General features: G+C 71.9%; 21 protein-coding genes and 1 pseudogene. 13 read left to right on the forward strand and 9 right to left on the reverse strand.

What is annotated here, in order from left to right; all coding sequences use genetic code 11:
* Positions 1-159: 159 nt before the first annotated feature.
* A complete protein-coding gene (locus IF09_RS0120045) occupies positions 160-903 on the reverse strand; it encodes a YczE/YyaS/YitT family protein (RefSeq protein WP_234321078.1) in 744 nt (247 codons plus the stop codon).
* Positions 904-1,147: 244 nt separating this feature from the next.
* Between IF09_RS0120045 and IF09_RS0120050 the strand changes: the two genes are divergently transcribed.
* Positions 1,148-2,974, forward strand: a complete 1,827-nt coding sequence (locus tag IF09_RS0120050) for a VanW family protein (protein ID WP_078613354.1) — start codon at positions 1,148-1,150, stop codon at positions 2,972-2,974.
* Between the two features lie 58 nt (positions 2,975-3,032).
* Here IF09_RS0120050 and IF09_RS0120055 read toward each other — a convergent pair whose 3' ends face one another.
* Together IF09_RS0120055 and IF09_RS0120060 are read right to left on the reverse strand one after the other, a co-directional pair.
* Positions 3,033-3,254 carry an acyl-CoA carboxylase epsilon subunit gene (locus tag IF09_RS0120055; protein ID WP_158710009.1) on the reverse strand — a complete coding sequence of 74 codons (222 nt, stop codon included), beginning with the start codon at positions 3,252-3,254 and terminating at the stop codon, positions 3,033-3,035.
* On the reverse strand, positions 3,251-4,495 hold the full coding sequence (locus IF09_RS0120060) for a cytochrome P450 (RefSeq protein ID WP_030297582.1): 1,245 nt from the start codon (positions 4,493-4,495) through the stop codon (positions 3,251-3,253). Before IF09_RS0120060 ends, IF09_RS0120055 begins: the two co-directional genes overlap by 4 nt.
* 204 nt (positions 4,496-4,699) lie before the next feature.
* On the opposite strand from IF09_RS0120060, the gene IF09_RS0120065 reads away from it, so the two are divergent.
* The 4 genes from IF09_RS0120065 to IF09_RS0120080 are packed head-to-tail and all read left to right on the forward strand — an operon-like array spanning position 4,700 to position 8,506.
* Positions 4,700-5,749 (forward strand): type III polyketide synthase, encoded by a 1,050-nt coding sequence (locus IF09_RS0120065; protein WP_030297584.1) that lies wholly within the window; start codon positions 4,700-4,702, stop codon positions 5,747-5,749.
* 28 nt (positions 5,750-5,777) lie between these two features.
* Positions 5,778-6,995, forward strand: a complete 1,218-nt coding sequence (locus tag IF09_RS0120070) for a cytochrome P450 (RefSeq protein ID WP_030297586.1) — start codon at positions 5,778-5,780, stop codon at positions 6,993-6,995.
* On the forward strand, positions 6,992-7,528 hold the full coding sequence (locus tag IF09_RS0120075) for a cupin domain-containing protein (protein ID WP_030297588.1): 537 nt from the start codon (positions 6,992-6,994) through the stop codon (positions 7,526-7,528). The genes IF09_RS0120070 and IF09_RS0120075 overlap by 4 nt, the downstream gene beginning before the upstream one ends.
* A gap of 54 nt (positions 7,529-7,582) precedes the next feature.
* Positions 7,583-8,506, forward strand: a complete 924-nt coding sequence (locus tag IF09_RS0120080; protein ID WP_030297590.1) for a hypothetical protein — start codon at positions 7,583-7,585, stop codon at positions 8,504-8,506.
* Here the strand turns inward: IF09_RS0120080 and IF09_RS0120085 are convergent.
* From IF09_RS0120085 to IF09_RS0120095, 3 genes are all read right to left on the reverse strand, one after another.
* Positions 8,495-10,012: a DHA2 family efflux MFS transporter permease subunit gene (locus IF09_RS0120085; protein WP_030297592.1), complete on the reverse strand. Its 1,518-nt coding sequence runs from the start codon at positions 10,010-10,012 to the stop codon at positions 8,495-8,497. The two genes, IF09_RS0120080 and IF09_RS0120085, sit on opposite strands and share 12 nt — an antisense overlap.
* A gap of 151 nt (positions 10,013-10,163) precedes the next feature.
* On the reverse strand, positions 10,164-11,264 hold the full coding sequence (locus IF09_RS43140; RefSeq protein ID WP_078613356.1) for an NUDIX domain-containing protein: 1,101 nt from the start codon (positions 11,262-11,264) through the stop codon (positions 10,164-10,166).
* A 73-nt stretch (positions 11,265-11,337) separates the two neighbouring features.
* On the reverse strand, positions 11,338-11,961 hold the full coding sequence (locus IF09_RS0120095) for a LysE/ArgO family amino acid transporter (protein ID WP_030297594.1): 624 nt from the start codon (positions 11,959-11,961) through the stop codon (positions 11,338-11,340).
* 69 nt (positions 11,962-12,030) lie between these two features.
* Here IF09_RS0120095 and IF09_RS0120100 point away from each other — a divergent pair, with 69 nt between their 5' ends.
* The 6 genes from IF09_RS0120100 to IF09_RS0120125 all read left to right on the forward strand — a co-directional run bounded on the left by IF09_RS0120100 (position 12,031) and on the right by IF09_RS0120125 (position 18,702).
* On the forward strand, positions 12,031-12,954 hold the full coding sequence (locus tag IF09_RS0120100; protein WP_030297596.1) for a LysR family transcriptional regulator ArgP: 924 nt from the start codon (positions 12,031-12,033) through the stop codon (positions 12,952-12,954).
* A gap of 9 nt (positions 12,955-12,963) precedes the next feature.
* Positions 12,964-13,356, forward strand: coding sequence for a TOBE domain-containing protein (locus tag IF09_RS0120105; protein WP_030297598.1), 393 nt, complete (start codon positions 12,964-12,966; stop codon positions 13,354-13,356).
* 66 nt (positions 13,357-13,422) lie between these two features.
* A complete protein-coding gene (corA, locus tag IF09_RS0120110) occupies positions 13,423-14,505 on the forward strand; it encodes a magnesium/cobalt transporter CorA (RefSeq protein WP_030297600.1) in 1,083 nt (360 codons plus the stop codon).
* 148 nt (positions 14,506-14,653) lie between these two features.
* Complete coding sequence (locus IF09_RS0120115; RefSeq protein WP_030297602.1) at positions 14,654-15,490, forward strand: chitosanase; 837 nt, start codon at positions 14,654-14,656, stop codon at positions 15,488-15,490.
* Between the two features lie 409 nt (positions 15,491-15,899).
* Positions 15,900-16,253 (forward strand): DUF805 domain-containing protein, encoded by a 354-nt coding sequence (locus IF09_RS0120120; protein WP_030297604.1) that lies wholly within the window; start codon positions 15,900-15,902, stop codon positions 16,251-16,253.
* A gap of 223 nt (positions 16,254-16,476) precedes the next feature.
* The gene (locus IF09_RS0120125) at positions 16,477-18,702 is read left to right on the forward strand and encodes an NADP-dependent isocitrate dehydrogenase (protein WP_030297606.1); all 2,226 of its coding nucleotides are present in this window, start codon (positions 16,477-16,479) and stop codon (positions 18,700-18,702) included.
* 150 nt (positions 18,703-18,852) lie between these two features.
* Here the strand turns inward: IF09_RS0120125 and IF09_RS0120130 are convergent, their stop codons facing one another.
* The 3 genes from IF09_RS0120130 to IF09_RS0120140 all read right to left on the reverse strand — a co-directional run bounded on the left by IF09_RS0120130 (position 18,853) and on the right by IF09_RS0120140 (position 23,248).
* Positions 18,853-19,305 (reverse strand): hypothetical protein, encoded by a 453-nt coding sequence (locus tag IF09_RS0120130; protein ID WP_158710010.1) that lies wholly within the window; start codon positions 19,303-19,305, stop codon positions 18,853-18,855.
* A 303-nt stretch (positions 19,306-19,608) separates the two neighbouring features.
* Positions 19,609-21,822 (reverse strand): terpene synthase family protein, encoded by a 2,214-nt coding sequence (locus IF09_RS0120135; protein WP_030297610.1) that lies wholly within the window; start codon positions 21,820-21,822, stop codon positions 19,609-19,611.
* 13 nt (positions 21,823-21,835) lie between these two features.
* Entirely contained in the window at positions 21,836-23,248 is a 1,413-nt protein-coding gene (locus tag IF09_RS0120140) for a family 2B encapsulin nanocompartment shell protein (protein WP_030297612.1), read from the reverse strand.
* Positions 23,249-23,563: 315 nt separating this feature from the next.
* Between IF09_RS0120140 and IF09_RS47975 the strand changes: the two genes are divergently transcribed.
* Both IF09_RS47975 and IF09_RS47980 read left to right on the forward strand, forming a co-directional pair.
* Positions 23,564-24,955: a hypothetical protein gene (locus tag IF09_RS47975; protein WP_030297613.1), complete on the forward strand. Its 1,392-nt coding sequence runs from the start codon at positions 23,564-23,566 to the stop codon at positions 24,953-24,955.
* Between the two features lie 109 nt (positions 24,956-25,064).
* Positions 25,065-26,324 (forward strand): annotated as a pseudogene (locus IF09_RS47980) (family 2 encapsulin nanocompartment cargo protein terpene cyclase); the annotation flags it as partial.
* Between the last annotated feature and the right edge of the window lie 7 nt (positions 26,325-26,331).

Here is a 26,331-nt window from a genome sequence, read left to right on the forward strand (position 1 = left end):
GCCGTACGCCCGGCAGCGGTTCCGGCGAGGGCGCGCACCCGGGCCACTCCCTCACCGCCGGGACCAGCAGGTCGCTTCTGCTGCCGGGGCTGCTCCTGGTGCTGGTGGCCGCCGCCGGATTCCCCCTCGGCCACGGGCACGCCTTCGACACCGGCCCGGTCAGCCCCGTGCCGGAGCCTGAGCGGCGGCCGGTGCGGGTGCCGCAGCTGCGGCCCGGGCCGGATCGGCCGCGTGCGCCGGAGCTGCATCCGGGGACCCTGCTCCGGGCCGATCGCCGGCCGCCGCGGAGCCGGCCTCCCCGGGCAGGGCGAAGACGCGCAGGAAGACCTGCGAGAGCGGACCGATGGCCAGTGCGTACGCCACGGTGCCCACGCCGGCCGTGCCGCCCAGCAGGACACCGGCCGCCAGGACCGTGAGTTCGATCCCGGTGCGCACCAGCCGCAGCGACCGCCCGGTCCGCCGGTGCAGCCCGGTCATGAGGCCGTCGCGGGGCCCCGGCCCGAAGCGGGCGGCGATGTAGAGGCCGGTCGCGACACCGTTGAGGACGATGCCCGCCGTCAGTACGGCGGCCTGCGCGAGCGCGCCGTGCACGTCCGGCATCACCGCGAGCGTGGCGTCCATGGACAGGCCGACGGCGAACACGTTCGAGACGGTGCCCAGCCCCGGCCGCTGCCGCAGGGGCACCCACAGCAGCAGGACCAGCGCCCCGACGGCCACGGACACCGTGCCGATGCTCCACCCGGTGAGCTCGGCGAGCCCCTGGTGGAAGACGTCCCACGGGTCCAGCCCCAGACCGGCGCGGACCAGGAACGCCGAGCTCGCGCCGTACAGCGCGAGCCCGACGTAGAGCTGCAGGAGTCGACGCGTGAGACGCCGCGCGGGGCGGGCGGGGGCGAGGGACACCGGTGGAGCCTTTCGGGGAGCCAAAGACCGACAGGCCCCACGATGTGGCATCCCCCGAACGGCCGGACAGGGCCAATCCAACCTAGGTGGCCTTACTTCGATGGCTTCGGTTTCCGTGGCGTGCCGACCGGTTTCCCTCGTGAGAACAGGCACATTTTTGCCCCGGTTAGTCCGAATTGGTGAATGCTGGTTCCCGGTCCACACCGACGTCCGAGCGCCACCCGCACCGGAAGAGACGAGAGACATGCGACGCGTACACCGCCTCACGATCAACCGGCGGACAGCCCTCCCCCTCGTGGGCGGAGCTGCCGTCCTCGGCTTCGGCGGCCTCTACCTCACCGGTCTGGCCGTGGCGGGCGACGCCATCGCCGACGGCACCCACGTACGAGGGATCGACATCGGCGGCATGAGCCGAACGGAGGCCCGGACGGCCCTCGACCGCACGCTCGGCCAGGCCGCTGCCGCCCCGATCGAGCTGCGGATCGGCGACCGCACCGAGAAGGCCGCCCCCGCCGCCTTCGGGCTGTCCCTGGACACCGCCGCCACCGTCGACCGCGCGGCGCAGGCCGGAGCGGACCCCTTCACCGTGATCGGGCGGCTGCTCACTCCGGCCGAGGACCGCGAGGTCGAGCCCGTGATCCGTACGGACGGCCCGACGAGCCCGGGCGAGGTCGACCGGATCGCCGCCGCCGGACGGCAGGCCCGTGACGGCGAGGTCACCTTCGAGGGCGGCACCGCCAAGGCCACCGCCCCCGTGACCGGAATCGCCCTGCGCGCCGACCAGGCCGCCGACACCGTCCGCGCCGCCTACCTGCGCCCGCAGGGCGGTCCGGTCGCGCTCCCGGTGGACCAGAAGACGCCCGCGGTGGGTCAGCAGGAGACCGCACGGGCCCTGAAGGAGTTCGCCGAGCCCGCGATGTCCGGACCGATCACCCTCACCGTGGCCGGAAAGCCCGTGACCCTCACCCCCGCCGTGCTCGGCCGGCACCTCGCGGTCGAGCCCGACGCCCAAGGACGGCTGGTTCCGAAGCTCGACGCCAAGGGGCTGCTGGCCGAGCCCGCGGTCGCCCGGCAGGTGGCCGCGGCCACCAGCCCGTCCCGCGGGGCCACCTTCCGCGTCGATTCCGCCGGCCGTGCGGTCGTCGCCCAGGACGGGCGCTCGGGGATCCGGGTCACCGAGAAGGCCTTCGCCGACGCCGTCGTCCCGCTGCTGACGCGCTCGGGCGCCGCCCGTACCGGTGTGGTCGCCGTCAAGACGGTCCACCCGCGGCTGACCGCCGAGAACGCACAGCGCCTCGGCATCAAGGAGAAGGTCTCGTCGTTCACCGTCAACTTCCCCGCCGCGCCGTACCGCACCACCAACATCGGCCGCGCCGTGGAGCTGATCAACGGATCCGTCGTACTGCCGGGCGAGACGTGGAGCTTCAACAAGACGGTCGGTGAGCGGACCAAGGAGAACGGCTTCGTCGACGGCATCATGATCAACGACGGCCAGTACGTGAAGTCGCCCGGCGGCGGGGTCTCGGCGGTCGCGACGACCATGTACAACGCCATGTTCTTCGCGGGCGTCAAGCCGCTGGAGCACGGGGCCCACTCCTTCTACATCGAGCGGTACCCCGAGGGCCGCGAGGCCACCGTCGCCTGGGGCACCCTCGACCTGCGCTGGAAGAACGACTCCGGCCACGCGATCTACGTCCAGGCCGAGTCCACCGACACCTCGGTCACCATCAGCCTGCTCGGCACGAAGAAGTACGACGAGATACGCGCGACCCACGGCCCGCGGACGAACGTCACCCCGCCGGCCAAGCGCACGGGCTCCGGTCCGACCTGTGAGGTGCAGACCCCGCTGGAAGGCTTCGACGTCGCCGTCGACCGGGTCTTCGTCCGGGGCGGGCAGGAGGTCAAGCGGGAGACCTACCGTACGCACTACACCCCGCGCGACGAGGTCACCTGCGATCCGCAGACCCCGACGCCCCCGGCCGCCCCGACGCCCCCGGCCGCCCCGACGCCCCCGGCCGGCCCGGCGACCGCGACCCCGGCCCCGGCCGCACCGAAGCCGGCGCGCGCCTGACGGGCCGCCGCGGACGGGGCCCGGACGGCCGGGCCCCGTCGGCGCCGCCGCGCCCCCGCTAGACGAGGGGGGAGGCCGGGCGGGCGCGCCACGACTGCGCGGGATGGTGCACGACCGACGGCACGTTGCGGTCCCAGTGGGCCCGCCGGTGCCGGGCGGAGTGCGGAGCGCGGGGCACGTGGGCCGTGCGCGCCAGGATGACCAGGGCGGCCGTGAGGGCCGCCAGTTCTATGTGGTCCGGGGTGCCCCGGACCACCCTGATCCGGTGCCGGCGTATCACCAGGACACCGGCAGGGTCTTGGGCCCGCGGATCAGCGCGCCGGCCTGCCATTCGATCTGCTCGCGCGGCACGGCCAGGGCCAGGCGCGGGTAGCGGTCGAGCAGCGTGGTGACGATGATCTCGGACTCCATACGGGCCAGCATCGAGCCGACGCAGTGGTGGGGCCCGTTCCCGAAGGCCATGTGGGCGATGGGACCGCGGTCGAAGTCCAGCGTGTCGGGGTTCGGGAAGACCTCGGGGTCGCGGTTGGCCGCCAGGTACGAGGAGTACACCGTCTCGCCCGCCTTGACCGTGACGCCGGCGATGTCCACGTCCCGCGTGGCGATCCGCGGGAGGCCCACTCCGCTGCGGTGCGGGATGAAGCGCAGCAGCTCGTCGACGGCCTGGGGGATCAGCTCCGGCTCCCTGCGCAGCCGTTCGAGGTGCTCCGGATGGGTGAGCAAGGCGAAGATCATGTTGGCGCTGTTGTTGCGTACCGCGTGCGCACCGCTCACCAGGATCGCGGTGGCGATGGAGACGGCCTCCGGATCGGTGATCTCACCGGCGTCGGCGGCCGAGGCCAGGACGCCGGCCAGGTCGTCGCTCTGCTTCTCCCGGCGCATGGCGAGCAGTGCGACGACGCACTCGCGCACCGTCTTCAGGGCGTCGGTGCTCTTGTCGGGCGCCGGGCCGGGGGTCATGATCACGTTGGCCCATGAGGTCATGTTCTTGCGCATGTCCTGCGGCATCCCCAGCAGGTCGGCGACGGCCGCGAGCGGGAACGGGCCGTGCAGGTGCTCGACCAGGTCCGCCGGCGAGCCGTGCCGCTCCATGGCGTCCAGCAGGCTGTCGGCGGTCCGCTGCACGGTCGGCCGCAGCTTCTGCATGCTCTTGCCGGTGAAGGCCCGTGCGACCACGCGGCGCATGTCGTTGAGGCGCGGCGGGTCGGCGTAGTTCATGGACGCCTGCTGCGAGGCGATGGCGTGCGGGGAGGAGGCGGTGATCGTGCGGCCGACCAGTTCCTGCCTGCTGAAGCGCGGGTCGGTGGTGGCCGCCTTCACATCGGCGTAGCGGGACATCAGCCAGGCGCTGCCCTGGCCGTACGGCAGCCGGATCCGGGCGGCGCGTTTGTCCCGCAGGCGGTCGTGCAGGAACGGGTCGAAGTCGAGCGCCTCGAAGTCGTCCAGGTTCCAGCAGTGCACCGGTTCGCCCGAGACCGGGTCCGTGTCCGGATCGAGGGCCGTGTGCGGGTCTGACGTCATGGTTCATCTCCCTGCGTGGATGTCACCCCCCAAGGCGCGATTCCGCGGGAAATCGGCACAGCCATCCCTTCCCTCTCGTCACACGCTCCGCTGCCTCCACGGCGCAGCGTCACCGGATTGGCTCATGTCCCCAACGCCGTAGTCCCGCGCGCGCATCGGCCAAAGGTCCGTGAGGCTGTGTCAGACACGAAAGGAGAGCCACCCATGGCGACTCTGTGCAGGCCAACGGTGTGCGTGCCCGAGCACGTGATCACGATGGAGCAGACCCTGGATCTGTGCCGTTCGGTGCACGCGGACCATCCGCAGCTCGACCTGGCGCTGCGTCTGATCCGCAACACCGGCGTCGCGAAGCGGCACATCGTGCGCCCCATCGAGGAGACCCTCAAGCACCCCGGTTTCGAATCGCGCAACGCGGTGTACGAGGTCGAGGCCAAGCAACGGGTCCCGGCGGTGGTGCGGCAGGCGCTGGAGGACGCGCAGCTGCGTGCGAAGGACATCGACATGATCATCTACGTGTCGTGCACGGGCTTCATGATGCCCTCGCTGACCGCTTGGATGATCAACGCGATGGGCTTCAGGACGGACACCAAACAGCTCCCCATCGCCCAGCTGGGCTGTGCGGCGGGCGGGGCGGCGGTCAACCGGGCCCACGACTTCTGCACCGCCTACCCCGAGGCGAACGCGCTGATCGTGTCCTGCGAGTTCTGCTCGCTCTGCTACCAGCCCAGTGACCTGGAGGTCGGCAACCTGCTCTCCAACGGCCTGTTCGGCGACGGCGTCGGCGCCGCCGTGGTCCGCGGCAAGGGCGGCACCGGCATGGAACTGCACCGCAACAGCTCGTACATCATCCCCCAGACCGAGGACTGGATCATGTACGACGTCAAGTCCACCGGGTTCCACTTCAAGCTCGACCGGCGGGTGCCGGGCACCATGGAACCGCTCGCCCCCTCCCTCAAGGAGCTCGCGAAAGCCCATGGGTGGGACGCCGCCGCACTGGATTTCTACATCATCCACGCCGGTGGGCCCCGCATCCTGGATGACCTCAGCAAGTACCTCGGTGTGGCACCCGAGGCATTCCGCTTCAGTCGGGCCACACTGACCGAGTACGGCAACATCGCCAGCGCCGTCGTCCTGGACGCACTGCGCCGGATGTTCGACGAGAACGGTACCGCCGACGCCGCGCGGGGCCTGCTGGCCGGCTTCGGCCCGGGCATCACCGCAGAGATCTCGCTGGGCAGCTGGACCTCGGAATGAGGGACCGGGTGAGGGAGGAATCCGAAGCATGCTGAAGGACGGCCCCGCAACCGCAAGGCCACCCATCACGCACTGGCCCACCCCGGCTCTGGACGGGGTCGACTTCGACCCCGTCCTCGCCGAACTGATGCAGGCGGGTCCGATCACCCGGATCCGTCTGCCGAACGGAAGCGGCTGGGCCTGGCTCGTCTGCCGGTACGACGACGTGCGCATGGTGGCCAACGATCCCCGGTTCAGCCGCAAGCTCGTCGCGGAACACGATGTCACCCGGCTGGCCCCCCACTTCATCCCCGCGCCCGGCGCGGTCGGGTTCGAGGACCCGCCCGACCACACCCGGCTGCGGCGCACCGTTGCCGCGGCCTTCACCACCAGCGGGGTGGAGTCCCTGCGCACCCGGGCCAAGGAGATGCTCGACGCCCTCGTCGACGGGATCCTGCGCGACGGCCCGCCCGTGGACCTGACCGAGCGCCTGCTCGCGCCCTTCCCGCTCGCCGTCGTGTGCGAGCTGATGGGCGTCCCGGAGGCCGACCGGCCCGTGGTCCACGAATGGACCAGCCTGATCCTCTCCTCGGCCCAGGGCGCCGAACGCAGCGAACAGGCGAAGAACGACATGTGCGCCTACCTCGGCGGGCGCATGCGCAGCGGGGAAGTGGCCGGCGGTGACAGCGTCATCGGGCTCCTCGTCAAGGCCGTCGAAGCCGGCGAGGTCACCGCCGAGGAGGCCACCGGACTCGCCCTGCTCATCCAGATCGGGGGTGAGGCCGTCACCAACAACGTGGGCAACATGGTCTACATCCTCCTCACCCGGCCGGACCTGATGGAACGGATGAGGAGCGAGCCCGGCCTGCGGCCCTCGGCACTCAACGAGCTGCTGCGCTACATCCCGCACCGCAACGCCGTCGGCCTCTCCCGGATCGCCCTCGAGGACGTCACCGTGGCCGGCCAGCTCATCCGGGCGGGCGAAGCCGTCTACGTCTCCTACCTCGCGGCCAACCGCGACCCGGACGTCTTCCCCGACCCCCACGAGCTGCACCTGGACCGCAACCCCAACCCGCACGTCTCCTTCGGGTACGGACCCCACTTCTGCCCCGGGAACATGCTGGCCCGCCTCGAGTCCGAACTGCTCGTGGACGCGCTGCTCGACCGCTTCGCGGACCTCCGCCTCAGCGTCCCCCCGAGCGAGCTGGGCTGGCGGCCGGGTGCCCTCATCCGCGGGCCCGAAGGTCTGCCCGTGACCTGGTCATGACCGCGCACATCGCCCGCGACGGGCTGCTCGTCCCACCGGGTCACGGCCGCAAGCTGCACACCGACGCCCAGCAGGTCACGTTCAAGGTCACCGGGGAGCACTCCTCGGTGGCCTCGAGCTTCGAGGTCGTCGTACCGCCCGGTTTCGACGTCGGGGCACACCTGCACACCCGGAGCGAAGAACTGTTCTACGTCCTGGAGGGTGAACTCGACGTCATGGCCTTCGAGCCGCGCGTGCGTTCCGGGGACGACTGGAGACACTGGGAAGCGCTCGACGGACGTCAGGTCGTCCGTGCCACGCCCGGAACCGTCATCGTGGTTCCGCCCGGTTGTCCGCACGCCTTCGCAAACCCCACCGGCGAACCGGCCCGGATGTTCTTCCAGGCCTCACCGCCGCCCGATCACGAGCGGTACTTCGAGGAGCTCCTCGAGCTGCTCGACATGAGCACCACCCCGGATCCCGTAGCGGTCCGCGAACTGCGGATGCGCTACGACATCGAACAGCTCACGCCGCTGCGCCACGAGCTGTCCTGACGACCGACCCCGCACGACATTCCCACCCAAACACCATGCTCGGGAGCAAAATCGATGCTGCGCACTCGCCGCACCCTACGCACCGCCTCGTACACCCTGGCCGGCACGATCGCCGTCGCCGCCTCGTTCGCGACGGGCCCGGCCCAGGCGGCCGAACCCCTGCCGTCCCACTGGTGCTACGTCAACGGTGTCGAGGCCCCGCCCGGACAGGAGGTGCGGGGCACGTCGGCCGACGACACGATCCTGTGCGAGAACGACGTCGAGAACGCGATCATCTACGGCGGTGGCGGCAACGACAACATCCGCGTCAAGGGCATGCTCATCGACGCCCAGGTGCTCGGCGGCGAGGGCGACGACACGCTCCAGGTCAACAACCTCTCCCCGCGCAACGGCAACGCGTCGGTGCGCGGCGGTGCCGGCAACGACACCATCATCACCGCCCTCGTCGTGGGCACGGCGGCGCACGGGGCCTCCGTCTACGGCGACCACGGCGACGACAAGATCACCACGGGCAGCGTCATGGGCCAGCCGGGCGAATACGAGCGCGGCGGCGGCCAGGTCTTCGGCAACGACGGCAACGACCTGATCCGCACGGGCAACATCGACCTCGGCGGCCGGGTCCTCGGCGGCAGCGAGAACGACGTCATCGAGCCCAAGTCGGTGGGCGCGGAGTCCGCGGGCATCGTCCAGGGCGGTCCCGGCAACGACACGGTCCGCGGCCTGAACGACAGCGTCCTGACGATCGGACCGGGCTACGGCCAGGTCGACGGCGGGATCGGGACCAACTCCTGCCGGGTGAAGCACTTCTCGACCGGCGACCGGGTCCGCAGCTCGATGGCGAACTGCCTGACGGCCGACGGCACCCCCGTGGCCCCGGTCACTCCCGCCAAGCCGGCCTCGCCGACGGCTCCCATGGCCCCCGCCAAGCCGGCCTCCCCGGCGGCTCCCGCGGCCCCCGGCGCCCACTCACCGCGCTGACGGGCGGCGGCCCCCGGGCGCGCCGTGTGCGCGCTCCATGGACAGGCCGCCGGGAAGCAGGAGCAGGGTCAGCACCGCTCCGACGGCGAAGATCGCCGCCGATGCCGTGAAGACCGTGCGGTAACCCTCCAGGGCAGCCCGCGCCATCAACTCCGGCGCGGGCTGCCGGCCCGCCAGGGAGCGGGTGACGGCTCCGGCGGCAAGGGTGCTCATCAGCGCCGTGCCGACGGAGCCGCCCGTCTGCCGCATGGCGTTGACCGTCGCGGAGCCGACTCCGGCGTCCCGTGGGTCGATGCCCGCCGTGCCGAGGTTCATCGCGGCGGCCGTGATCAGGCCCATGCCCAGACCCGTCGCCACTTGGCCCGGCAGGACGTCGACGACGTACGAGCCGGTCGCCGTCAGGTTCGCCAGCCAGGCCATGCCGCACGCCGACAGCAGCATCCCGGTGACGATGCGCGTGCGCCCGCCGATCCTGCCGAGCAGCCCCATGTTGCTGCCGATCGCGCCGATCATGGTGCAGCCGGACATCGGCATGAAGGCCAGGCCGGTCCGGGCCGGGCTGTAACCGCGGGTGTGCTGCAGGTAGTACGTGAGGAACAGGAACACCCCGAACATGCCGACCCCGGTGATGAACACGGACGCGAGCGCCGTACCCCGGACCCGGTCGAGCACGATCCGCAGCGGCAGCAGCGGGTGCGCACTGCGGCCCTGCCACCAGACGAACGCGGTGAGCAGGACGGCGCCGGTGGCCAGGAATCCCAGGGTGTGTACGGACTGCCAGCCGTGGGAGCCGGGCTTGGCCAGGCCGTAGACCAGGCAGAACAGCCCGGACGAGGCCAGCAGCGTGCCCGGCAGGTCCAGTCGGGGAGGGGTGGTCGGGGCCGGCCGCTTGAGCAGCAGCACACCGCCGACGACGGCGACGGCGGCGAAGAGCAGGTTCACGTACATGGTCGAGCGCCAGCTCAGGTGCTCGGTGAGGAACCCGCCCAGCAGCAGCCCCACGGCGCCCCCGGACGCGGCGAGCGATCCGAACACGCCGAACGCCTTGCCGCGTTCGGCGGGGGCGGAGAACGTGGTGGTGAGCAGCGAGAGCGCGGCCGGAGCCAGCAGCGCCGCGAACACGCCTTGCAGGGCGCGGGCCGTGACGAGGACCCCGAAGGTGGCGGCGGCCCCCCCGAGCGCGGAGGCCGCGGCGAATCCGATCTGCCCGAGGAGGAAGGCCCGCCGCCGCCCGAACTTGTCGGCCAGCCGCCCGCCGAGCAGCAGCAGGCTGCCGAAGGTGATCGCGTACGAGGTCACCACCCACTGCCGCTGGTCGTCGGAGAACCCGAGGCCGGCCTGGGCCGAGGGCAGGGCGATGTTCACGATGGTGGCGTCGAGGACGACCATGAGCTGGGCGAGGCCGATGACGGCGAGGATCCACCACCGGCGCGGATCGGGCTGCGCGGCGTCGTCGGCGACGGGTGGAGTGGTACTGGTCCCGGGGCGGGTCGGCTCTGCGGACATGGTGGCGCTCCATGGGTTCCGCTCGTTCTCGCTGGCGAGAGTGCGTGCGCGTGTGCGTGGACTGTCTGGTTCGACGATGCGTGAGCCGACCTCGTCGCCCACGCGCCACGCCACGATGCCCTCCGGATGGAGCAGTGAGCGCTCGGTTCTGCTATGGCTTCTTCGCCTTCCGGTCGGGATCCTTCTTCCTCTTGCGCGGGGTGCCGGCCGGGCGGCCGGCGTGGAGTTCCAGCGGGCCCGTGCCCTCGGTGCGGGCGCGCAGGCAGGCCTCGATCTGGCGGCGCAGGGACGGTTTGACCAGGGCGCGCAGCTCCCCGGCCGGCACCGCCCGCCAGCGGAGCAGTTCGAACGGGGCGAGCCGGATGCGGGCCAGGGTGGCGCCGTCCAGGACCCCGCCGTCGTAGAGGAAGCGGATGCGGGCCGGATAGCCGGGCTTGTGCGCCCAGTTCACGCCGAGCAGCCGGCCCGGCTCGAGGTCGAGGCCGAGTTCCTCGTGCACCTCCCGGTGGGCGGCGGCCCGCGGGGTCTCGCCCAGGTCGCTGTCGATCCCGCCGCCCGGCAGGTTCCAGCGGCCCGGCCTGCCGTACGACGGCTCCACCAGCAGGATCCGGCCGGCGGCGTCGGTGAACAGCACGCTCGCCGCGGTGAGGGCCTTGGGGCGGGCGGCCCGGTGGCTCGCGGCGTCGAAGGAACCGGCGTGTTCGAGGGCCGTACGGCGCGCCGGGTCCAGCCCCGCCGACGAGCCGGGCTGGGCCACGCCGTCGACGAGGTGCGCGAGGGAGCCGGAGTGGAGGGCGTCCAGGCCCGCACGCAGCCGGGGCGCGATCCGGGCGGGCAGCGCTGCGTACGCCTCCTCCGGGGGGAGCCAGCGGGCCGCGGTGATCTCGCCGTCCGCGAACGAGATCGCGGCGGCCTGCTCCGGCGAGAGCGGCCCGACGAGGTGGACGTGGGCGATCAGGGAGCGGCCGAGGGAGCCGGGCCGCCGGGAGTCCACGGCCAGCAGCCGGCCGACCGGCACGGAGAGGTCCAGCTCCTCCTTCAGCTCGCGGGCCAGCCCCTCCTCCGGGGTCTCGGTGTCCTCGACCGTGCCGCCCGGCAGTTCCAGGTCCGCCTTGTACGAGGGCGTCAGTACGAGGACCCGCCCGCCCGTGTCCAGCACGATGCCGGTGGCGGCGACGAGCGGGGACGGCCGGGCGGCGTAGTACGCGCGCACCGCATCGGGGGAGGGGTGGTCGGACGGGCGGTCGGGCACGGCGGGCTCCTGTGGTCGTGCGGCGGTACGGGGCGGATCCGTACCCCGCGCGCAGGCCCGCCGCAGTCCGCGGTCAGGCCCGGGCCAGGAGCATTCCGCCCATCGTGACCATGGTCGCCGCGACGAGCCCGTCCAGCACCCGCCAGGCCGAGGGGCGCGCCAGCAGACCGCCGAGCAGCCGGGCGCCGTAGCCGAGCGTGCCGAACCAGATCAGGCTGGCCAGCCCGGCCCCGATGCCGAAGGCCCAGCGCAGGTCTCCGCGGTCGGCGGCGAGGGATCCGAGCAGCAGCACGGTGTCCAGGTAGACGTGCGGGTTGAGCCAGGTCATGGCCAGGCAGGTCAGCACGGCCCGGCGGCGGGACCCGGCGGTGGCCCCGTCGGTGTCCAGTGCGGCGCCCGGGGCGGGCCGGAGCACCCGGCGGGCGGCGAGGAACCCGTAGCAGATCAGGAACCCGCCGCCGGCGATGGCGACCGCGGTCAGGGCGGCCGGCCAGGCGGTGACGAAGGCGCCGACGCCCGCGACGCCGAGGGCGATGAGGACCGCATCGGAGAGCGCGCAGATCGCGACCACGGCGAGGACGGCCTGCCGACGGGCCCCCTGTCGCAGGACGAAGGCGTTCTGTGCGCCGATGGCGACGATGAGGGAGAGTCCGGTGCCGAAGCCGGCGAGGGCCGCCGCGATGATGCCGTGTGTCATGTCTTCGACCGTAGGCAGCGGCAGGGTTTCAGTACAGCTAAAGATTTTTACGTACCCTTAGCCCTCGTGATGGATGAGCTTCCCCTGGACCAGGTACGGACCCTCCTCGCCGTCGTGGACGAGGGCACCTTCGACGCGGCGGCCGCTGCCCTGCACGTGACCCCGTCCGCCGTCAGCCAGCGGGTCAAGGCGCTGGAGCAGCGGACCGGGCGGGTGCTGCTGATGCGGACGAAGCCGGTCCGGGCGACCGAGTCCGGGCAGGTGGTGGTCCGGTTCGCCCGGCAGCTGGCCCGGCTGGAGCGGGACGCGCGCGCCGAGCTCGGGATGGCGCAGGAGTCGGGCGGCCCGGTGCGGCTGCCGATCGCGGTCAACGCGGACTCGCTCGCGACCTGGTTCCTGCCGGCGCTCACGCAGGTGCCGCAGGATCCGCCGGTCTCCTTCGAACTGCACCGGGAGGACGAGTCGCACACGACGGCGCTGCTCCGGGAGGGCCAGGTCATGGCGGCGGTCACCTCCTCGCCGGACCCGGTGGCGGGGTGCACCGTACGCAGGCTCGGACTGGCGCGTTACCTCCCGGTGGCGAGCCCCGGGTTCGTGGCGCGTCACCTCGCGGCCGGGTCGCTCGAGGACGGTCTGCGGGAGGCCCCGGTGATCGTGTTCGACCGGCGGGACGTGCTCCAGGACGTGTTCGTACGGTCGCTGACCGGCGATCAGGACGCCGGGGCCGGGCCGCTGCGCCACCACGTGCCGACCTCGGAGGGGTTCTGCGACGCGGTGGCGTCCGGGCTGGGCTGGGGACTGGTGCCCGAGCCGCAGGCGGAGCCGCTGCTGCGCGCGGGCGGGCTGGTGCTGCTGGTGCCGGGGCGGCCGCTGGACGTGCCCCTGTACTGGCAGCAGTGGAAGCTCGACTCCCCGGCGCTGTCGACGGTGGCGCAGGTGATCGCGGCCGCGGCGGCCGAGGCACTCCGCCAGGACGGGGCCCGGCACCCGTAAGCTGCGGCCATGGAGTCCTACACGATCGGCCAGGCTGCGCGGCTGCTCGGCGTGAGCGTCGACACCGCCCGGCGCTGGGCGGATGCCGAGCGGTTCCCCACCCGCCGGGAGGGCACGCGGCGGATGGTGGACGGGCCGGACCTGGCCGCGTTCTGCGTGGAGGCCGCCCAGGAGGGTGCCGACGCCGAGGACGCCCCGTACACCTCGGCGCGCAACGCCTTCCCGGGCATCGTCACCGCCGTCAAGCTCGGTACCGTCGACGCCCAGGTCGAGATCCAGGCGGGTCCCCACCGCATCGTGTCGCTGCTGACCCGGGAGGCGGTGGAGGAACTCGGCCTCGAGGTGGGCGCGCGGGCCGTGGCCCGGGTGAAGTCGACGAGCGTGTTCATCGACAGGGTCTGACGGGGGCCGATCGGCGACGGTGGCAGACTGGCCGCTGATCCGCCGAAGGGAAGTACCCCGTTGTCCATGTTCAGCAACTTGCGCCGGGCCGTGCGTCGCGGCTACAGGCGGGCCGTCGACCTGAGCCACCCGTCCCGCTCCCCGCTCGGCAGCGCGGTGGTCAACTGCGTGGTCTACGTGGACGGTGCACGGCAGGACGGCTGCGCCGAGGTCGAAGAGGCGCTGCGACGGGTCCGCAAGACGGGCGACGGGTTCGTCTGGATCGGCCTGCACGAACCGGCGAAGGAGGAGCTCGCCGGGCTCGCCGGGCTGTTCGGCCTGCACCCCCTCGCCGTCGAGGACGCCGTGAACGCGCACCAGCGCCCCAAGGTGGAGCGGTACGACGACATACTGTTCTCCGTCTTCAAGACGGTGCGTTACGTGGAGCACGAGGAGCTCACCGCGACGAGCGAGGTCGTGGAGACCGGCGAGCTGATGGCGTTCACCGGCGACGACTTCGTCATCACCATCCGGCACGGCGGCCACGGCACGCTCGGCCCCGTCCGCGAGAGCCTGGAGGCGGAGCCGGAGCAACTGGCCAAGGGACCGTCGTCCGTTCTGCACGCCATCGCCGACCACGTCGTCGACGACTACGTGGCCGTCACGGACGCGGTGCAGAACGACATCGACGCCGTCGAGACCGCCGTCTTCAGCGAGTACGGGGGCCGCGGCGACGCGGGCCGCATCTACCAGCTCAAGCGCGAACTGCTGGAACTGCGCCGGGCGGTGGCCCCGCTGAGCCGGCCGCTCCAGCACCTGGCCACGCAGCCGATACCGGTCATCCCGCCTGACGTCCGCGCGTACTTCCGCGACGTCGCGGACCACCTGACCCGGGCCACCGACCAGATCGGCGCGTACGACGGCCTGCTCGACTCCATCCTGCAGGCGCACCTCGCGCAGGTGACCGTCGCGCAGAACGAGGACATGCGCAAGATCACGGCGTGGGCGGCCATCGTCGCCGTGCCGACCATGGTCTGCGGGGTCTACGGCATGAACTTCGACAACATGCCCGAGCTGCACTGGACGTACGGCTACCCGATCGTGGTCGGCGTCATGGCCCTCGCCTGCTTCGTCATTCACCGGGGCTTCCGCCGCAACGGCTGGCTCTGAGCCGCGGGTTGACCACCGGCCCCATCCGCACGCGTGGCGTGCACGGGTATTGAGCTGTCCCGACCTCTGGTAGTAAAGTTTCCTAACGAAGTCGGGTAAGGCTCAACTCCCCCATGGAGGTCTTGTGTTCACCCCCCACCGCAAGAGAATGGCCATCGGCGCCCTGCTCGGCAGCGCCCTGCTCGCCGTGCCCGTGACCGCCCACGCCACCGCGGCACCCGCCCCCGCTTCCGCCCCCGCTTCCGCCCCCGCGTCCGCCGCCTCGCCGGCCGCCGCCGTCGGACTCGACGATCCGGCGAAGAAGGACATCGCCATGCAGATCGTCTCCAGCGCGGAGAACTCCTCGCTGGACTGGAAGGCGCAGTACAAGTACATAGAGGACATAGACGACGGCCGCGGCTACACGGCCGGCATCATCGGCTTCTGTTCCGGCACCGGCGACATGCTCGACCTCGTCGAGTACTACACCGACGTCAAGCCGGGCAACGTGCTCGCCAAGTACCTTCCGGCCCTCCGCCAGGTCGACGGCACCGACTCGCACAAGGGCCTCGACCCGAACTTCCCCAAGGACTGGGCGAAGGCCGCCCAGGACGGCGAGTTCAAGAAGGCCCAGGACCACGAGCGCGACCGGGTCTACTTCAACCCGGCCGTCAAGCAGGGCAAGTCCGACGGGGTCGGCACGCTAGGCCAGTTCATCTACTACGACGCCATCGTCATGCACGGCGACGGCACCGACTCCACCAGCTTCCGCAACATCCGCAAGCGGGCCCTGTCCAAGGCCAAGCCCCCGGCCCAGGGCGGCAACGAGACGACCTGGCTCAACGCCTTCCTCGACGCCCGCGTCTGGGCGATGAAGCAGGAGGAGGCGCACAGCGACACCAGCCGTGTCGACACCGCGCAGCGGGTCTTCCTCAAGAAGGGCAACCTGAACCTCAACACCCCCCTCGACTGGAAGGTCTACGGGGACCCGTTCCACATCGGCTGAACCGGCCGGTGCGTCCACGGCGTCCACGTCCCGCGCCCGGCCCCCGGCCGGCGCGGGACGTCCGTGCGTGTGGTGGCCGGTTCAGGTCGCAGAGCCGTAACGATGTGGGCGCGGACGGGCCCGCTCGGGGAGTTGCGGGGCCTCGCGCGTGCCGGCCCGGAGAGGATCAGGGGGCTCTCCAACCTCACAAATAGGGCCCCGTCACCCCTGTTTGGTCACCCCGTGTGACCTGACACGACCAGTGGGTCCCCAATGGCTCCCGATACCGGTGTTTTTGGTCGATGGACCCCAGGAAAGCGGTACTTCCGGTGACTTGAGAACTGGCTTGACCGCCACATAAGCGGGGCATAAGTTCTGCCTCGGCTTGCTCCAGCAGGACGGGCCGACGAACCGTCCTCAGGGGGGACCCATGCACTACTACACCGACGTCCTGAAGAAGTACACCGTCTTCTCCGGCCGCGCCCGCCGGCAGGAGTACTGGATGTTCACCCTCTTCAACCTGATCGCCCTGATCATCGTCGCCGTCCTCGACAACGCGATCGGCACCTACCCGCTCCTCTACGCGATCTACGCGCTGGCCGTCTTCCTCCCGGGCCTGGCCGTGGGTGTCCGCCGCCTGCACGACACCGGCAAGTCCGGCTGGTGGATGTTCATCGCCCTGGTCCCGCTGATCGGCGGCATCTGGCTCCTCGTCCTCATGGCGACCGAGGGCCAGCCGCAGCCGAACCAGTACGGCCAGAACCCGAAGGCCGTCCAGGCCTGACCGGGCCCGCAAGCCTGAGCGTCTGAATGGCCCGAGCGCCGCCCCCGGCTGGAAACAGCCGGAGGCGGCGTTTCGCCGTTCCACGGGGTCGCGGAGGACCGGGGTGACGCGCGTCTCCTCGAGAACTCGGGGAGGGGGCTGTCCGGACCGGCCCGATCACGAGATATCTTGATGTCGAGCAATGTTGCAGACGAGAGACGCAGACTGTGGAGCGGAGCATCCGGTGACTGACTCGACCATCATCTACACGCACACTGACGAGGCCCCGGCCCTCGCGACGTATTCCTTCCTGCCTGTGATCCAGGCCTACGCGTCGACGGCCGGTGTGAATGTCGAGACCCGTGACATCTCCCTGGCCGGTCGCATCATCGCCAGCTTCCCGGAGCACCTCGAGGAGGGCCAGCGGATCGCCGATGCCCTCGCCGAGCTCGGCGAGCTGGCGAAGACGCCGGAAGCGAACATCATCAAGCTGCCCAACATCTCGGCTTCGATCCCGCAGCTGAAGGCCGCGGTCGCCGAGCTCCAGGGCCAGGGCTACGCGCTCCCGGACTACCCGGACGACCCGAAGACCGACGAGGAGCGCGAGATCCGCGCCCGCTACGACAAGGTCAAGGGCAGCGCCGTCAACCCGGTCCTGCGTGAGGGCAACTCCGACCGCCGCGCCCCCGCCTCGGTCAAGAACTATGCCAAGGCCCACCCGCACCGCATGGGCGCCTGGACCTCCGAGTCGAAGACGAACGTCGCCACCATGGGCGAGAACGACTTCCGCTCCACCGAGAAGTCCGCCGTGATCGCCGAGGCCGGCACGCTCCGCATCGAGCACGTCGCCGCCGACGGCGCGACCACCGTCCTGCGGGAGTCCGTACCGGTCCTGGCCGGCGAGGTCGTGGACGCGTCCGTCCTGCACGTCGAGGCGCTGCGCACCTTCCTGGACGCGCAGATCGCCCGCGCCAAGGCAGAGGACGTCCTGTTCTCCGTCCACCTCAAGGCCACGATGATGAAGGTCTCCGACCCGATCGTCTTCGGCCACGTGGTCCGCGCGTTCTTCCCGAAGACCTTCGCGAAGTACGGCGAGGTCCTGGCCGCCGCCGGCCTGTCCCCGAACGACGGCCTCGGCACCATCCTGAACGGCCTGGCGTCCCTCCCGCACGGCCTCGGCGAGGAGATCAAGGCCTCCTTCGACGCCGAGATCGCCGCGGGCCCGGCCCTCGCGATGGTCGACTCGGACAAGGGCATCACCAACCTGCACGTCCCGTCCGACGTCATCGTCGACGCCTCCATGCCGGCCATGATCCGTACCTCCGGCCACATGTGGGGCCCGGACGGCAACGAGGCCGACACCCTCGCGGTCCTCCCGGACAGCAGCTACGCGGGCGTCTACCAGGCCGTCATCGACGACTGCCGCGCGCACGGCGCCTTCGACCCGTCCACCATGGGCTCGGTGCCGAACGTCGGCCTCATGGCCCAGAAGGCCGAGGAGTACGGCAGCCACGACAAGACCTTCGAGATCGCCGCCGCGGGCACCGTCCGCGTCGTCGACGCCGCGGGCAACACGGTCCTGGAGCAGGAGGTCGCCGCCGGCGACATCTTCCGCGCCTGCCAGACCAAGGACGCGCCGATCCAGGACTGGGTCAAGCTCGCCGTCACCCGCGCCCGCGCCACCGGCGTCCCGGCCGTCTTCTGGCTCGACGAGGGCCGCGCGCACGACGCGCAGCTGATCGCCAAGGTCAAGACGTACCTCGCCGACCACGACACCGACGGTCTCACCATCGAGATCCTCTCCCCGGTCAAGGCCACCGCGTACTCCCTGGAGCGCATCCGCCGCGGCGAGGACACCATCTCGGTGACCGGCAACGTGCTGCGCGACTACCTGACCGACCTGTTCCCGATCCTGGAGCTGGGCACCAGCGCCAAGATGCTGTCGGTCGTCCCGCTGATGAACGGCGGCGGCCTCTTCGAGACGGGCGCCGGCGGCTCCGCCCCGAAGCACGTCCAGCAGCTCGTCAAGGAGAACTACCTGCGCTGGGACTCCCTCGGTGAGTTCCTCGCGCTGGCCGTCTCCTTCGAGCACCTCGCGACCACCACCGGAAACGCCCGCGCCCAGGTGCTGGCCGACACCCTGGACCGCGCGACCGGCACCTTCCTCAACGAGGACAAGTCGCCGAGCCGCAAGCTGGGCGGCATCGACAACCGCGGCAGCCACTTCTACCTCGCCCTGTACTGGGCGCAGGAGCTGGCCAAGCAGACCGACGACGCCGCGCTGGCCACCGCGTTCGAGGCGCTCGCCAAGACGCTGGGCGAGCAGGAGGAGACCATCGTCGGCGAGCTCATCGCCGTCCAGGGCTCCCCGGCCGACATCGGCGGCTACTACCAGCCCGACGCCGCGAAGGCCTCGGCGGTCATGCGGCCGTCCGCGACCTTCAACCAGGCGATCGCGACCCTCGCGTAAGCTCCGGATGTCTTGACGGGTCCGCCCCGGTCGGCAGTCGCCGACCGGGGCGGACCCGTCTGCGGACGCGTACGTGGGCACCAGACGCCCGCGAACCCGGTTGCGGGGCGGCTCCGCCGGGGAGCGGCGGCCGGTGCGTTGCGTGCCGGATCAGAGGCGGTGGACGCGTTCCCCCTCGAAGGCCAGCGGCGAGCGCCCCGCGGCCAGGATGCGCAGCCCCGGGGCGGCCGTGAGCAGGCGCCGCAGCCAGGCCAGCGCCTCCGGTGCCAGGTGCTCGGTGCCGTCCAGGACCAGGAGCATGTCTCGCTCCGCGAGCCACGAGACGGCGTCCGTGGTCCCGTACGGCAGGAACGGCATGCCCGGTACGCAGCCCAGCGCGGCCGTCAGTTCGCGAACGCCGAAGGGCCGGGCCAGCCTGACGACGGCCGCGCCGTCGCAGAAGTTGGAGGAGAGCCGCTCGGCGATCTCCCGCACCAGCCGGCTCCGCGGCTCCCGGAACCGCCCGGTGATGGTCAGCAACCGCCCCCGCCGGACGGCGGTCAGCAGCCGCGACAGCTCGTCGGACGTCGCCGGAAGCGTGCCGGTCCGGCCTGAATCCCTCATCGGCACGATGCCCCCCATTGCATGCGTGTCCCATGCGCGGCCAAGGGTTCATTCGCGCCGCGTAGCGATGATTATGCGCCAGTTCTGCCGGATGGCCAGGGGAATGTCGGATTCCGGATAAGTTGTACACGCGGTGTACTTTTGTCCATACAGCCAGGTGGGGCACCGTGAAGAGCGCCCGCGACGCCCACGTCCTGCTGGAGGCCACCCCGCATGGCTGGACCTCGCCGACGTCCGGGTCCCTGACCGCGCACGTCGTGGTCGCCGCCGAGACCCTGCGCGCACACCTGACCGCAGGTGCCCTCACGCCCACCCGGCCCGGTGCGGTGCCCGGGGCAGCGCCCCGGCCGCCGCCGCCACCACCGGTGCGCTCCGCCGCGCGTGGTGCCGTTCCAGGTCCTCCTCCCGGTAGCGCCGGGTCTCCGCGTGCCACGTGGCGATCGCGGCCATCCACTGTTTGAGCTCGTCCGCGTACCGGTCCAGTGCCGCGCGAGCCGCCGCGTCCAGCCCGAAGTCCCGGTACATGGCGGGGAACTCCTTCTCCAGCACGTGCTCGAACTGCTTCATCCGCGAGGTCATCAGATCGTTCACGACCCTGAGCGCCGTCCGGTAGTCGCAGCCGAAGAAGGTCTCCGTGACGACCAGCATGTTGAGCAGCTCGCCCTCGTACTCCACCTCCTTCTGGTACGAGTACACGTCGTTCATCAGCGCCGAGTAGTCGAAGGCCGCCGCCTCCAGCGACTGCATCGCGGCGCTCCCGTAGACCTCCTCCGGTACGACGTCCATGTGGGCCATCCGGGCCAGCGAGGCCGTCATGGGAGAGCCGAAGGTCACCCGCCGCATCTCCAGGTAGTCCACCGGGTCCGGCACCCGGTGGGCCGCCTGGTTCTCCACCTCCCACAGCCAGCTGTCGAGCACGGCGTCCACCGCCGCCCGGAACATGCGCCGCCCGGCCGGGGCCATCGGTGTGATCGTGCGCAGCCAGACGTCGGCGAGCCCCCGCTCCACCGCGTTCACCGGGGGAGGCGTGGGCGCCTCCGGCTCCAGTGGCATGAGGGAGCGCAGCCGGGCGTCCTGGGCCCGGGCCCCGGCCAGGTCGCGGGTGGCGCCGAAGCGGAGCGGGTAGAGGTCGTCCGCGTACGTGCCCCAGCTCAGCCAGGCCGCGCTGACGTCGAGGTCCGCGGCCGAGGCCTTCGGGTCGATGCCCGCCGAGCAGAGCGCGAAGTCGTAGTCGACGGCCTTGTCCTCCCACCACAGGCCCTCGTCGAACATCCCCATCGCACGGTTCCACTCCACCAGCCGCCCGCGGGCGCCCTCCAGGTGCGGGCTGAGCCGGGTCGGGTACGGCAGGTAGAACTCCGGGATCACGGACGGGCCCACCGGGTGCGGGGTGCGGGTGTGCCGCCGGAGGCGGTCCGCGCCGCCGGTGATGCCCAGCAGCGCCTTGAGGCCGGAGGTGGCGCTGCCCAGCCCGGAGGGTCCGGACGGCAGGCCGGCCCGCCGGTTCATGTAGCGGCTGGAGCGCAGGTGCCATTCGTGGCCGCCGGACTGCCAGTCCTGCAGCCCGCGGGCGTACGTGAGCACCGCCGCGACCTGTTCCGGGGTCAGGCCGGCCCGCACGAACATCGGGGGCAGCTCGGCGAAGAAGGTGTGCTCGAACTGCTGGAGGCGTGAGGTGAGCAGCCGGTTCAGCTGATCGGCCGCCTCCTGAGTGGTGCACCCGAAGAACGTCTCCAGCACCAGCACCCCGTTGCTGAGTTCGCCCTCCTTGCCGACCTCCCGCTCGTACGAGAACAGGTCGTTGCGGAAGTGCACCGAGTCCGCGAAGCAGTCGCGCAGCACGCGCAGCGGCCGCTCGGCGGAGACGGCGGCGGGCACTTCGGCGCCCACGGCGTGCTCGACGAGCCCCGCCGACCAGGGCGCGCCGCCGACCTTGCGGCGCTGTTCGACGTACTCGACCGGATTGGCGACCCGGCCGATGCTGATGTTGTCGAGCTCCCACAGGGACTCCACGAGGAGATTGCGGGTGCTGACCGAGAAACGGGCGATCCAGTCCGGCGAATGCCCTGGGACGGTCCGGGCCCACAGGTCGGCGAGCCCCGCCTCCACCGGGTTGCGGGGCTCGGGGGCCCGCGCGTTCACGTCGTGTCCGGGTGGGCCGTCGGGCATGAACAGGGCCAGGCGTTCCAGCGCGGTGTGCCCGCCCGTCCGGTCGCCGGGGCGCTTGAAGACCTCGAGGAACCAGTCGTCGAAGAAGAACACCCACACGTACCAGTCGGTGACCAGCGAAAGCATCGAAGCATCGCACTCGGGGTGGGTGTAGGCGCACAGCAGCGCGTAGTCGTGCGCCTCCAGATCGGCCTGCTCCCAGACGCCGGAGCCCTCCAGCATGCCCATGCCGCGGGCCCAGTCGAGGGCGTGCGCGCGGGCACGGGCAAGGTGCGGGTTGAGGCGGGCGGGGTGCGGGACGTAGAACTCGGGCAGTTCGAAGGGCTGCGCGCTCCCTGTGCTGCTCATGCGGCCGCCGCCTTCAGTCGTCGAAGCGCGAGATCTCTACGTTCTCCAGCACCCCGACGGCGTCGGGCACCAGGATGGCCGCCGAGTAGTACGCGGTGACCAGATAGGAGACGATCGCCTGCTCGCTGATGCTCATGAACCGGACGGACAGGCCCGGCTGGTACTCGTCCGGCAGGCCCAGCTGGTGCAGACCGATGACCCCCTCGTTGTCCTCGCCGGTACGCATGACCAGGATCGAACTGGTCCGCTCCTTCGTGACCGGGATCTTGTTGCAGGGCAGCAGCGGCACCCCGCGCCACGAGGGCATCGAATGCCCCTGGAACTCGACGGAGGCCGGGTACAGCCCGCGCCGGCTGCACTCGCGGCCGAACGCGGCGATCGTGCGCGGGTGCGCGAGGAAGTACTGGGAGCCGCGCCGCCGGCTGAGCAGCTCGTCCATGTCGTCCGGGGTGGGCGGGCCGGTGCGGGCGTAGATCCGCTGCTCGTAGTCGGCGTTGTGCAGCAGCCCGAACTCCGGGTGGTTGACCAGTTCGCTCTCCTGGCGCTCCTTGAGGGCCTCGATCGTCAGCCGCAGCTGCTGCTCCGACTGGTTCATCGGCTGGTTGTAGAGGTCGGCGACGCGCGTGTGGACCCGCAGCACGGTCTGGGCGACGCTCAGTTCGTACTCGCGGGGGCTCAGGTCGTAGTCGACGTACGTGCCGGGCAGCATGACCTCGCCGGTGTGGCCGGCGGACAGGTCCACAGCCTCGCTGCCCTTGCGGCCCACGCGCTCCGCCTCCAGGTAGGCCTCGGCGTGCCGGCGCAGGGCGGGGGAGCGGCTCAGTGCCTCGTCCCAGTCACCGCGGTTGTACGTCATGGTCACCACGTCCGTCTGGGCCCGGGCGGTGAACTCCCAGCGGGCGTCCGGCAGCGGGTGGTGGCCGAAGTGGTCGCCGTCGCTCAGGACGCCGAGGCTTGCCTCCTCCCCGTACGCGCTCTCACCGAGCCGCTCGATGCGGCCGTGGGCGATGAGGTAGATCTTGTCGACGGGTTCGCCGCGGCGGACGATCACGTCGCCCTTGCGGAACTCCTCCTTGACGAACCGGTCGGCGATCGACTTGACGACCGCGTCGTCGGGGAAGTGCCGGAGCATGCCGAGCTCGCGCAGCATGGGCGGGATGACCCGGAGTTCGGAGCCGGTCTTGACGAAGCTGATGCGCCCGTCGCCGAGGGTGTAGCTGACCGTGCGGTTGACCCGGTAGGTGCCGCCGCTGGTCTGGACCCACGGGAGGATCTTCAGCAGCCAGCGGGAGCTGATGCCCTGCATCTGCGGGGCGGACTTGGTGGTGGTGGCGAGATTCCGCGCCGCATCGGTGCTGAGGCTCTGGCGGGCGTTGCGGTTCGGGCGTGCGGCGGCGCTCTCTTCGGTCGTCGGGTCGACAGACATGACGGAACGTCCTCTCGGTCGGTCTTCCTGGCTCCGGATGCGGCGTCGGTGACTGTCCTGCGCAGCGGCCCGGGTGAGGGTCGCGCACGCCGCGTACGTCGCGTACGGGGGCGATCGGAAGGAGTGATCCCGCTTGTGCGTGATCCGCTGTGCTCCCGCACGCCACGCACACCCGGTGTGACCGGGTGCCACCGTGTGCACACGTCTTAGTTAGAGGCAGGGCGGCCCCACCCGGTACACGGGCCCCTGTCCCACCCTGTTGAATCTCCGACCGTGTTGAAGCGCTGGACACACGTACGAGTTGGGCGGTTCTGGATGGCGAAGCGTGAACCCAACGGACAACTCCGCACCCTCCTCATCGAAGCCCGCTGGAGCGGGCAGGACTTCGCACGGGCCGTCAACGGCACCGCAGCCGAGGCCGGCCTCACCCTCAGCTACGACAGGACCTCCGTCTCCCACTGGCTCGCGGGCACCAGGCCGCCCGCCCACGTCGTCGACCTCGCCGCCGAGGCGCTGAGCAGGCGCACCGGGCGCCGGATCGCCGCCGCCGACACCGGGCTCGCCCGGCCCGCCGGGGCGAGGGCGCGGGAACGCCCCGGCGACGGGACGCACGGCGCGGACGTCCTCGCCGCGGCCGCGCCGACCGGGGCTGAAATGCCGGACTGCGGGCCGGACTTCGGGGTCGGTGCACTGGGCGAGATCCCGGTCTACTCCTCCGCGTGGCGGCCGCCGGAGGAGCAACAGCCGGCCCGTCCGGGGCAGACCGGCTCGCGGGCTGCGGCACGGGCCGGAGCGCGGGGCGGGGCGCGGGGCGGGGCACGGATCGGGCACGACCACGTACGCGCCGCCGAGGCGGTGCTCCCGGTCTTCCGCAACGCCGACATGATGTTCGGCAGCGGGCTCGCCCGGCCCGCCCTGACCGCCTACCTCGCCACCACCGTCGCCCCGTGGCTGCGCGCCGACGCGCCGCCCTCCGTACGCCACCTGCTGCTCGGCGCCACCTCCCGGCTGGCCTACACCGCCGGGTTCCTGTGCTTCGACAGCAACCAGCACGGGGTGGCCCAGGCCTACTACCGGGCGGCGTTGCGGCTGGGCCGGGAGGCCGGAGACCCGCAGTGTCACGCGCCCGTGCTCCGGGCGATGAGCGTGCAGGCCCACCACCTCGGCCACCGCACGCAGGCGCTGGAGCTCGCGGAGGCGGCCGCGCGGGAGGCGGGGCGGCTGCCGACGCTCCAGGCGGCGTTCGTCACCGGGCAGCTCGCCGTGGCGGAGGCCGCCTGCGGGGACCGGCGGGCCGCGGTCTCCCATCTGGCCGGCGCCCAGCGGCTGCTGGACCGCTCGGAGGGGCAGAGTGCGCCGATCGGCGACTACCACCAGGCCGCGCTGTGCCACCAGCAGGCGGAGGCGCTGGCCGCGCTCGGCGACGGCCGGGGCGCCATCGCCGCGCTCGGCGCCTCGCTGCGCCACCGGCCGGCGGCGGAGCGCCGCGCACGGGCGGTCACGGCGGCCCGGCTCGCCGAACTCCACCTGGGCCAGGGGCACCTGGAGCGCGCCTGCGCCGCCTGGCACGAGGTACTGGACGTCGTACCGCAGCTGGAGTCGGCCCGGGTGACGGACGCGCTGCGCCGGATGCGGGGGCGGCTGCGGGCCGTGCGCGCGAGCGGGGTGGTACGGCCGCTGCTGGAGCGGGTGGCCGCGGGAACGTGACGGGGGCCTCCTCGTACAACCGTTCAGAGCTTCAACCGCGTCGGATTTTCAACAGGGCCGGTGCCGGGGCGGCTACCCGTGCGCCGGGCCCGCATCGCACTGTCATGCCATGCAGAAGCATCCGCCCGCTGCCGACCCCGCCCACCCGCCCGACCGGTCCGCACTGCCCGGCCGGTCCGCCCTGCCTGATCTGACCGTCCCACCCACGCCGTCCGCCCCTCCCGTCGTGTCGGCCCCGCCCGTCCTGTTCGAGCTGCCCGACCCGTCCGTCCCACCCACGCCGTCCGCCCCTCCCGTCGTGTCCGCCCCTCCCGTACCGTCGCGTGCGGCACTGCTGGCCCGGCTGCGCGGGGGGCCGGGCGGCCCCGGCACCAGCACCCTGCGCATCCGTCCCGCCCTCCCGCCCCCGGCCCCGGCCCCGGCCCCGGCCGCCATGCCCTTTCCGACTCCCGCCGCGGTGCCGACGCCCGCGGCGCCCGGGCGGTCGCGGGGGAACCCCGCCGTCCCCGAGCTGTACTGCCCGCCCCCGCAGCGCGACGACCCGGCCCTCGCCGAAGCGGTCGATGACCGGCTCATCGCCTGGGCCGAGGAGACCGGGATCTACGCCGGCCGGCTGGACGACGTACGGGAGCTCTCGCTCGGCCGGTACACGATGCTCACGTTCGCCCACGTCGAGGACCCGGACCGGCTGCTCGCCCCCGCCAAGTGCACCCTCGCCCAGTGGGCCACCGACGACTACTACTGCGACGACGAGAGCGCCGGCGCCGTCCCGCTGCAGATCGCCACCCACCTGTCCCAGGCCCTGGCCGCCATCGACCCGGCCCATCTGCCGGCCCGCTACGCACCCCGGCTGGAGCAGGCCATGCGCGCCGATCCGGTCCTCGTCGCGCTGCGCTCCAGCACCGGGCACCTGTCCCGGTACGCCACCCGGTCCCAGCTCACCCGCTACCGGCACGAGATGGCCGCGCTGTTCTCCGGCTACACCGCCGAGGCGGGCTGGCGCGTCTCCGGGCGCACCCCGTCGGTCTGGGAGTTCCTCGCCGTCCGCCAGGACAACAGCTTCATCCCCACCATGGTGATGCTCGACCCGGCCGGCGGCTACGAGCTCCCCGTCGAGGCGTACGCCGACCCGCGCGTGCGGGGCGCGGTCCTCAAGGCCGCCTCCGCCAGCGTCATCGTCAACGACCTCTACTCCATGCACCGCGAGGACGAGAGCGCGGCCGTCAACTACAACCTGCCTGCGCTGATCGAGGCCGAGGAGGGCTGCTCGCGGGCCGAGGCGGTCCGCCGCTCCGCCGACCTCCACGACGAGCTCGTACGCGCCTTCGAGGAGGAGTCGGCCCTCCTCGTCGCGGCCGGATTCCCGACGCTGATCC

Source organism: Streptomyces katrae (genome assembly GCF_000717655.1).
Classification (GTDB): Bacteria; Actinomycetota; Actinomycetes; order Streptomycetales; family Streptomycetaceae; genus Streptomyces; species Streptomyces katrae_B.

Excerpts from the sequence above, each read along its gene's own strand:
- IF09_RS0120050 (WP_078613354.1), top strand. The coding sequence starts at position 1,148 with ATGCGACGCGTACACCGCCTCACGATCAACCGGCGGACAGCCCTCCCC.
- IF09_RS0120060 (WP_030297582.1), bottom strand. The coding sequence starts at position 4,495 with ATGACGTCAGACCCGCACACGGCCCTCGATCCGGACACGGACCCGGTC.
- IF09_RS0120065 (WP_030297584.1), top strand. The coding sequence starts at position 4,700 with ATGGCGACTCTGTGCAGGCCAACGGTGTGCGTGCCCGAGCACGTGATC.
- IF09_RS0120070 (WP_030297586.1), top strand. The coding sequence starts at position 5,778 with ATGCTGAAGGACGGCCCCGCAACCGCAAGGCCACCCATCACGCACTGG.
- IF09_RS0120075 (WP_030297588.1), top strand. The coding sequence starts at position 6,992 with ATGACCGCGCACATCGCCCGCGACGGGCTGCTCGTCCCACCGGGTCAC.
- IF09_RS0120080 (WP_030297590.1), top strand. The coding sequence starts at position 7,583 with ATGCTGCGCACTCGCCGCACCCTACGCACCGCCTCGTACACCCTGGCC.
- IF09_RS0120085 (WP_030297592.1), bottom strand. The coding sequence starts at position 10,012 with ATGTCCGCAGAGCCGACCCGCCCCGGGACCAGTACCACTCCACCCGTC.
- IF09_RS0120095 (WP_030297594.1), bottom strand. The coding sequence starts at position 11,961 with ATGACACACGGCATCATCGCGGCGGCCCTCGCCGGCTTCGGCACCGGA.
- IF09_RS0120100 (WP_030297596.1), top strand. The coding sequence starts at position 12,031 with ATGGATGAGCTTCCCCTGGACCAGGTACGGACCCTCCTCGCCGTCGTG.
- IF09_RS0120105 (WP_030297598.1), top strand. The coding sequence starts at position 12,964 with ATGGAGTCCTACACGATCGGCCAGGCTGCGCGGCTGCTCGGCGTGAGC.
- corA (WP_030297600.1), top strand. The coding sequence starts at position 13,423 with ATGTTCAGCAACTTGCGCCGGGCCGTGCGTCGCGGCTACAGGCGGGCC.
- IF09_RS0120115 (WP_030297602.1), top strand. The coding sequence starts at position 14,654 with ATGGCCATCGGCGCCCTGCTCGGCAGCGCCCTGCTCGCCGTGCCCGTG.
- IF09_RS0120120 (WP_030297604.1), top strand. The coding sequence starts at position 15,900 with ATGCACTACTACACCGACGTCCTGAAGAAGTACACCGTCTTCTCCGGC.
- IF09_RS0120130 (WP_158710010.1), bottom strand. The coding sequence starts at position 19,305 with ATGAGGGATTCAGGCCGGACCGGCACGCTTCCGGCGACGTCCGACGAG.
- IF09_RS0120135 (WP_030297610.1), bottom strand. The coding sequence starts at position 21,822 with ATGAGCAGCACAGGGAGCGCGCAGCCCTTCGAACTGCCCGAGTTCTAC.
- IF09_RS0120140 (WP_030297612.1), bottom strand. The coding sequence starts at position 23,248 with ATGTCTGTCGACCCGACGACCGAAGAGAGCGCCGCCGCACGCCCGAAC.
- IF09_RS47975 (WP_030297613.1), top strand. The coding sequence starts at position 23,564 with ATGGCGAAGCGTGAACCCAACGGACAACTCCGCACCCTCCTCATCGAA.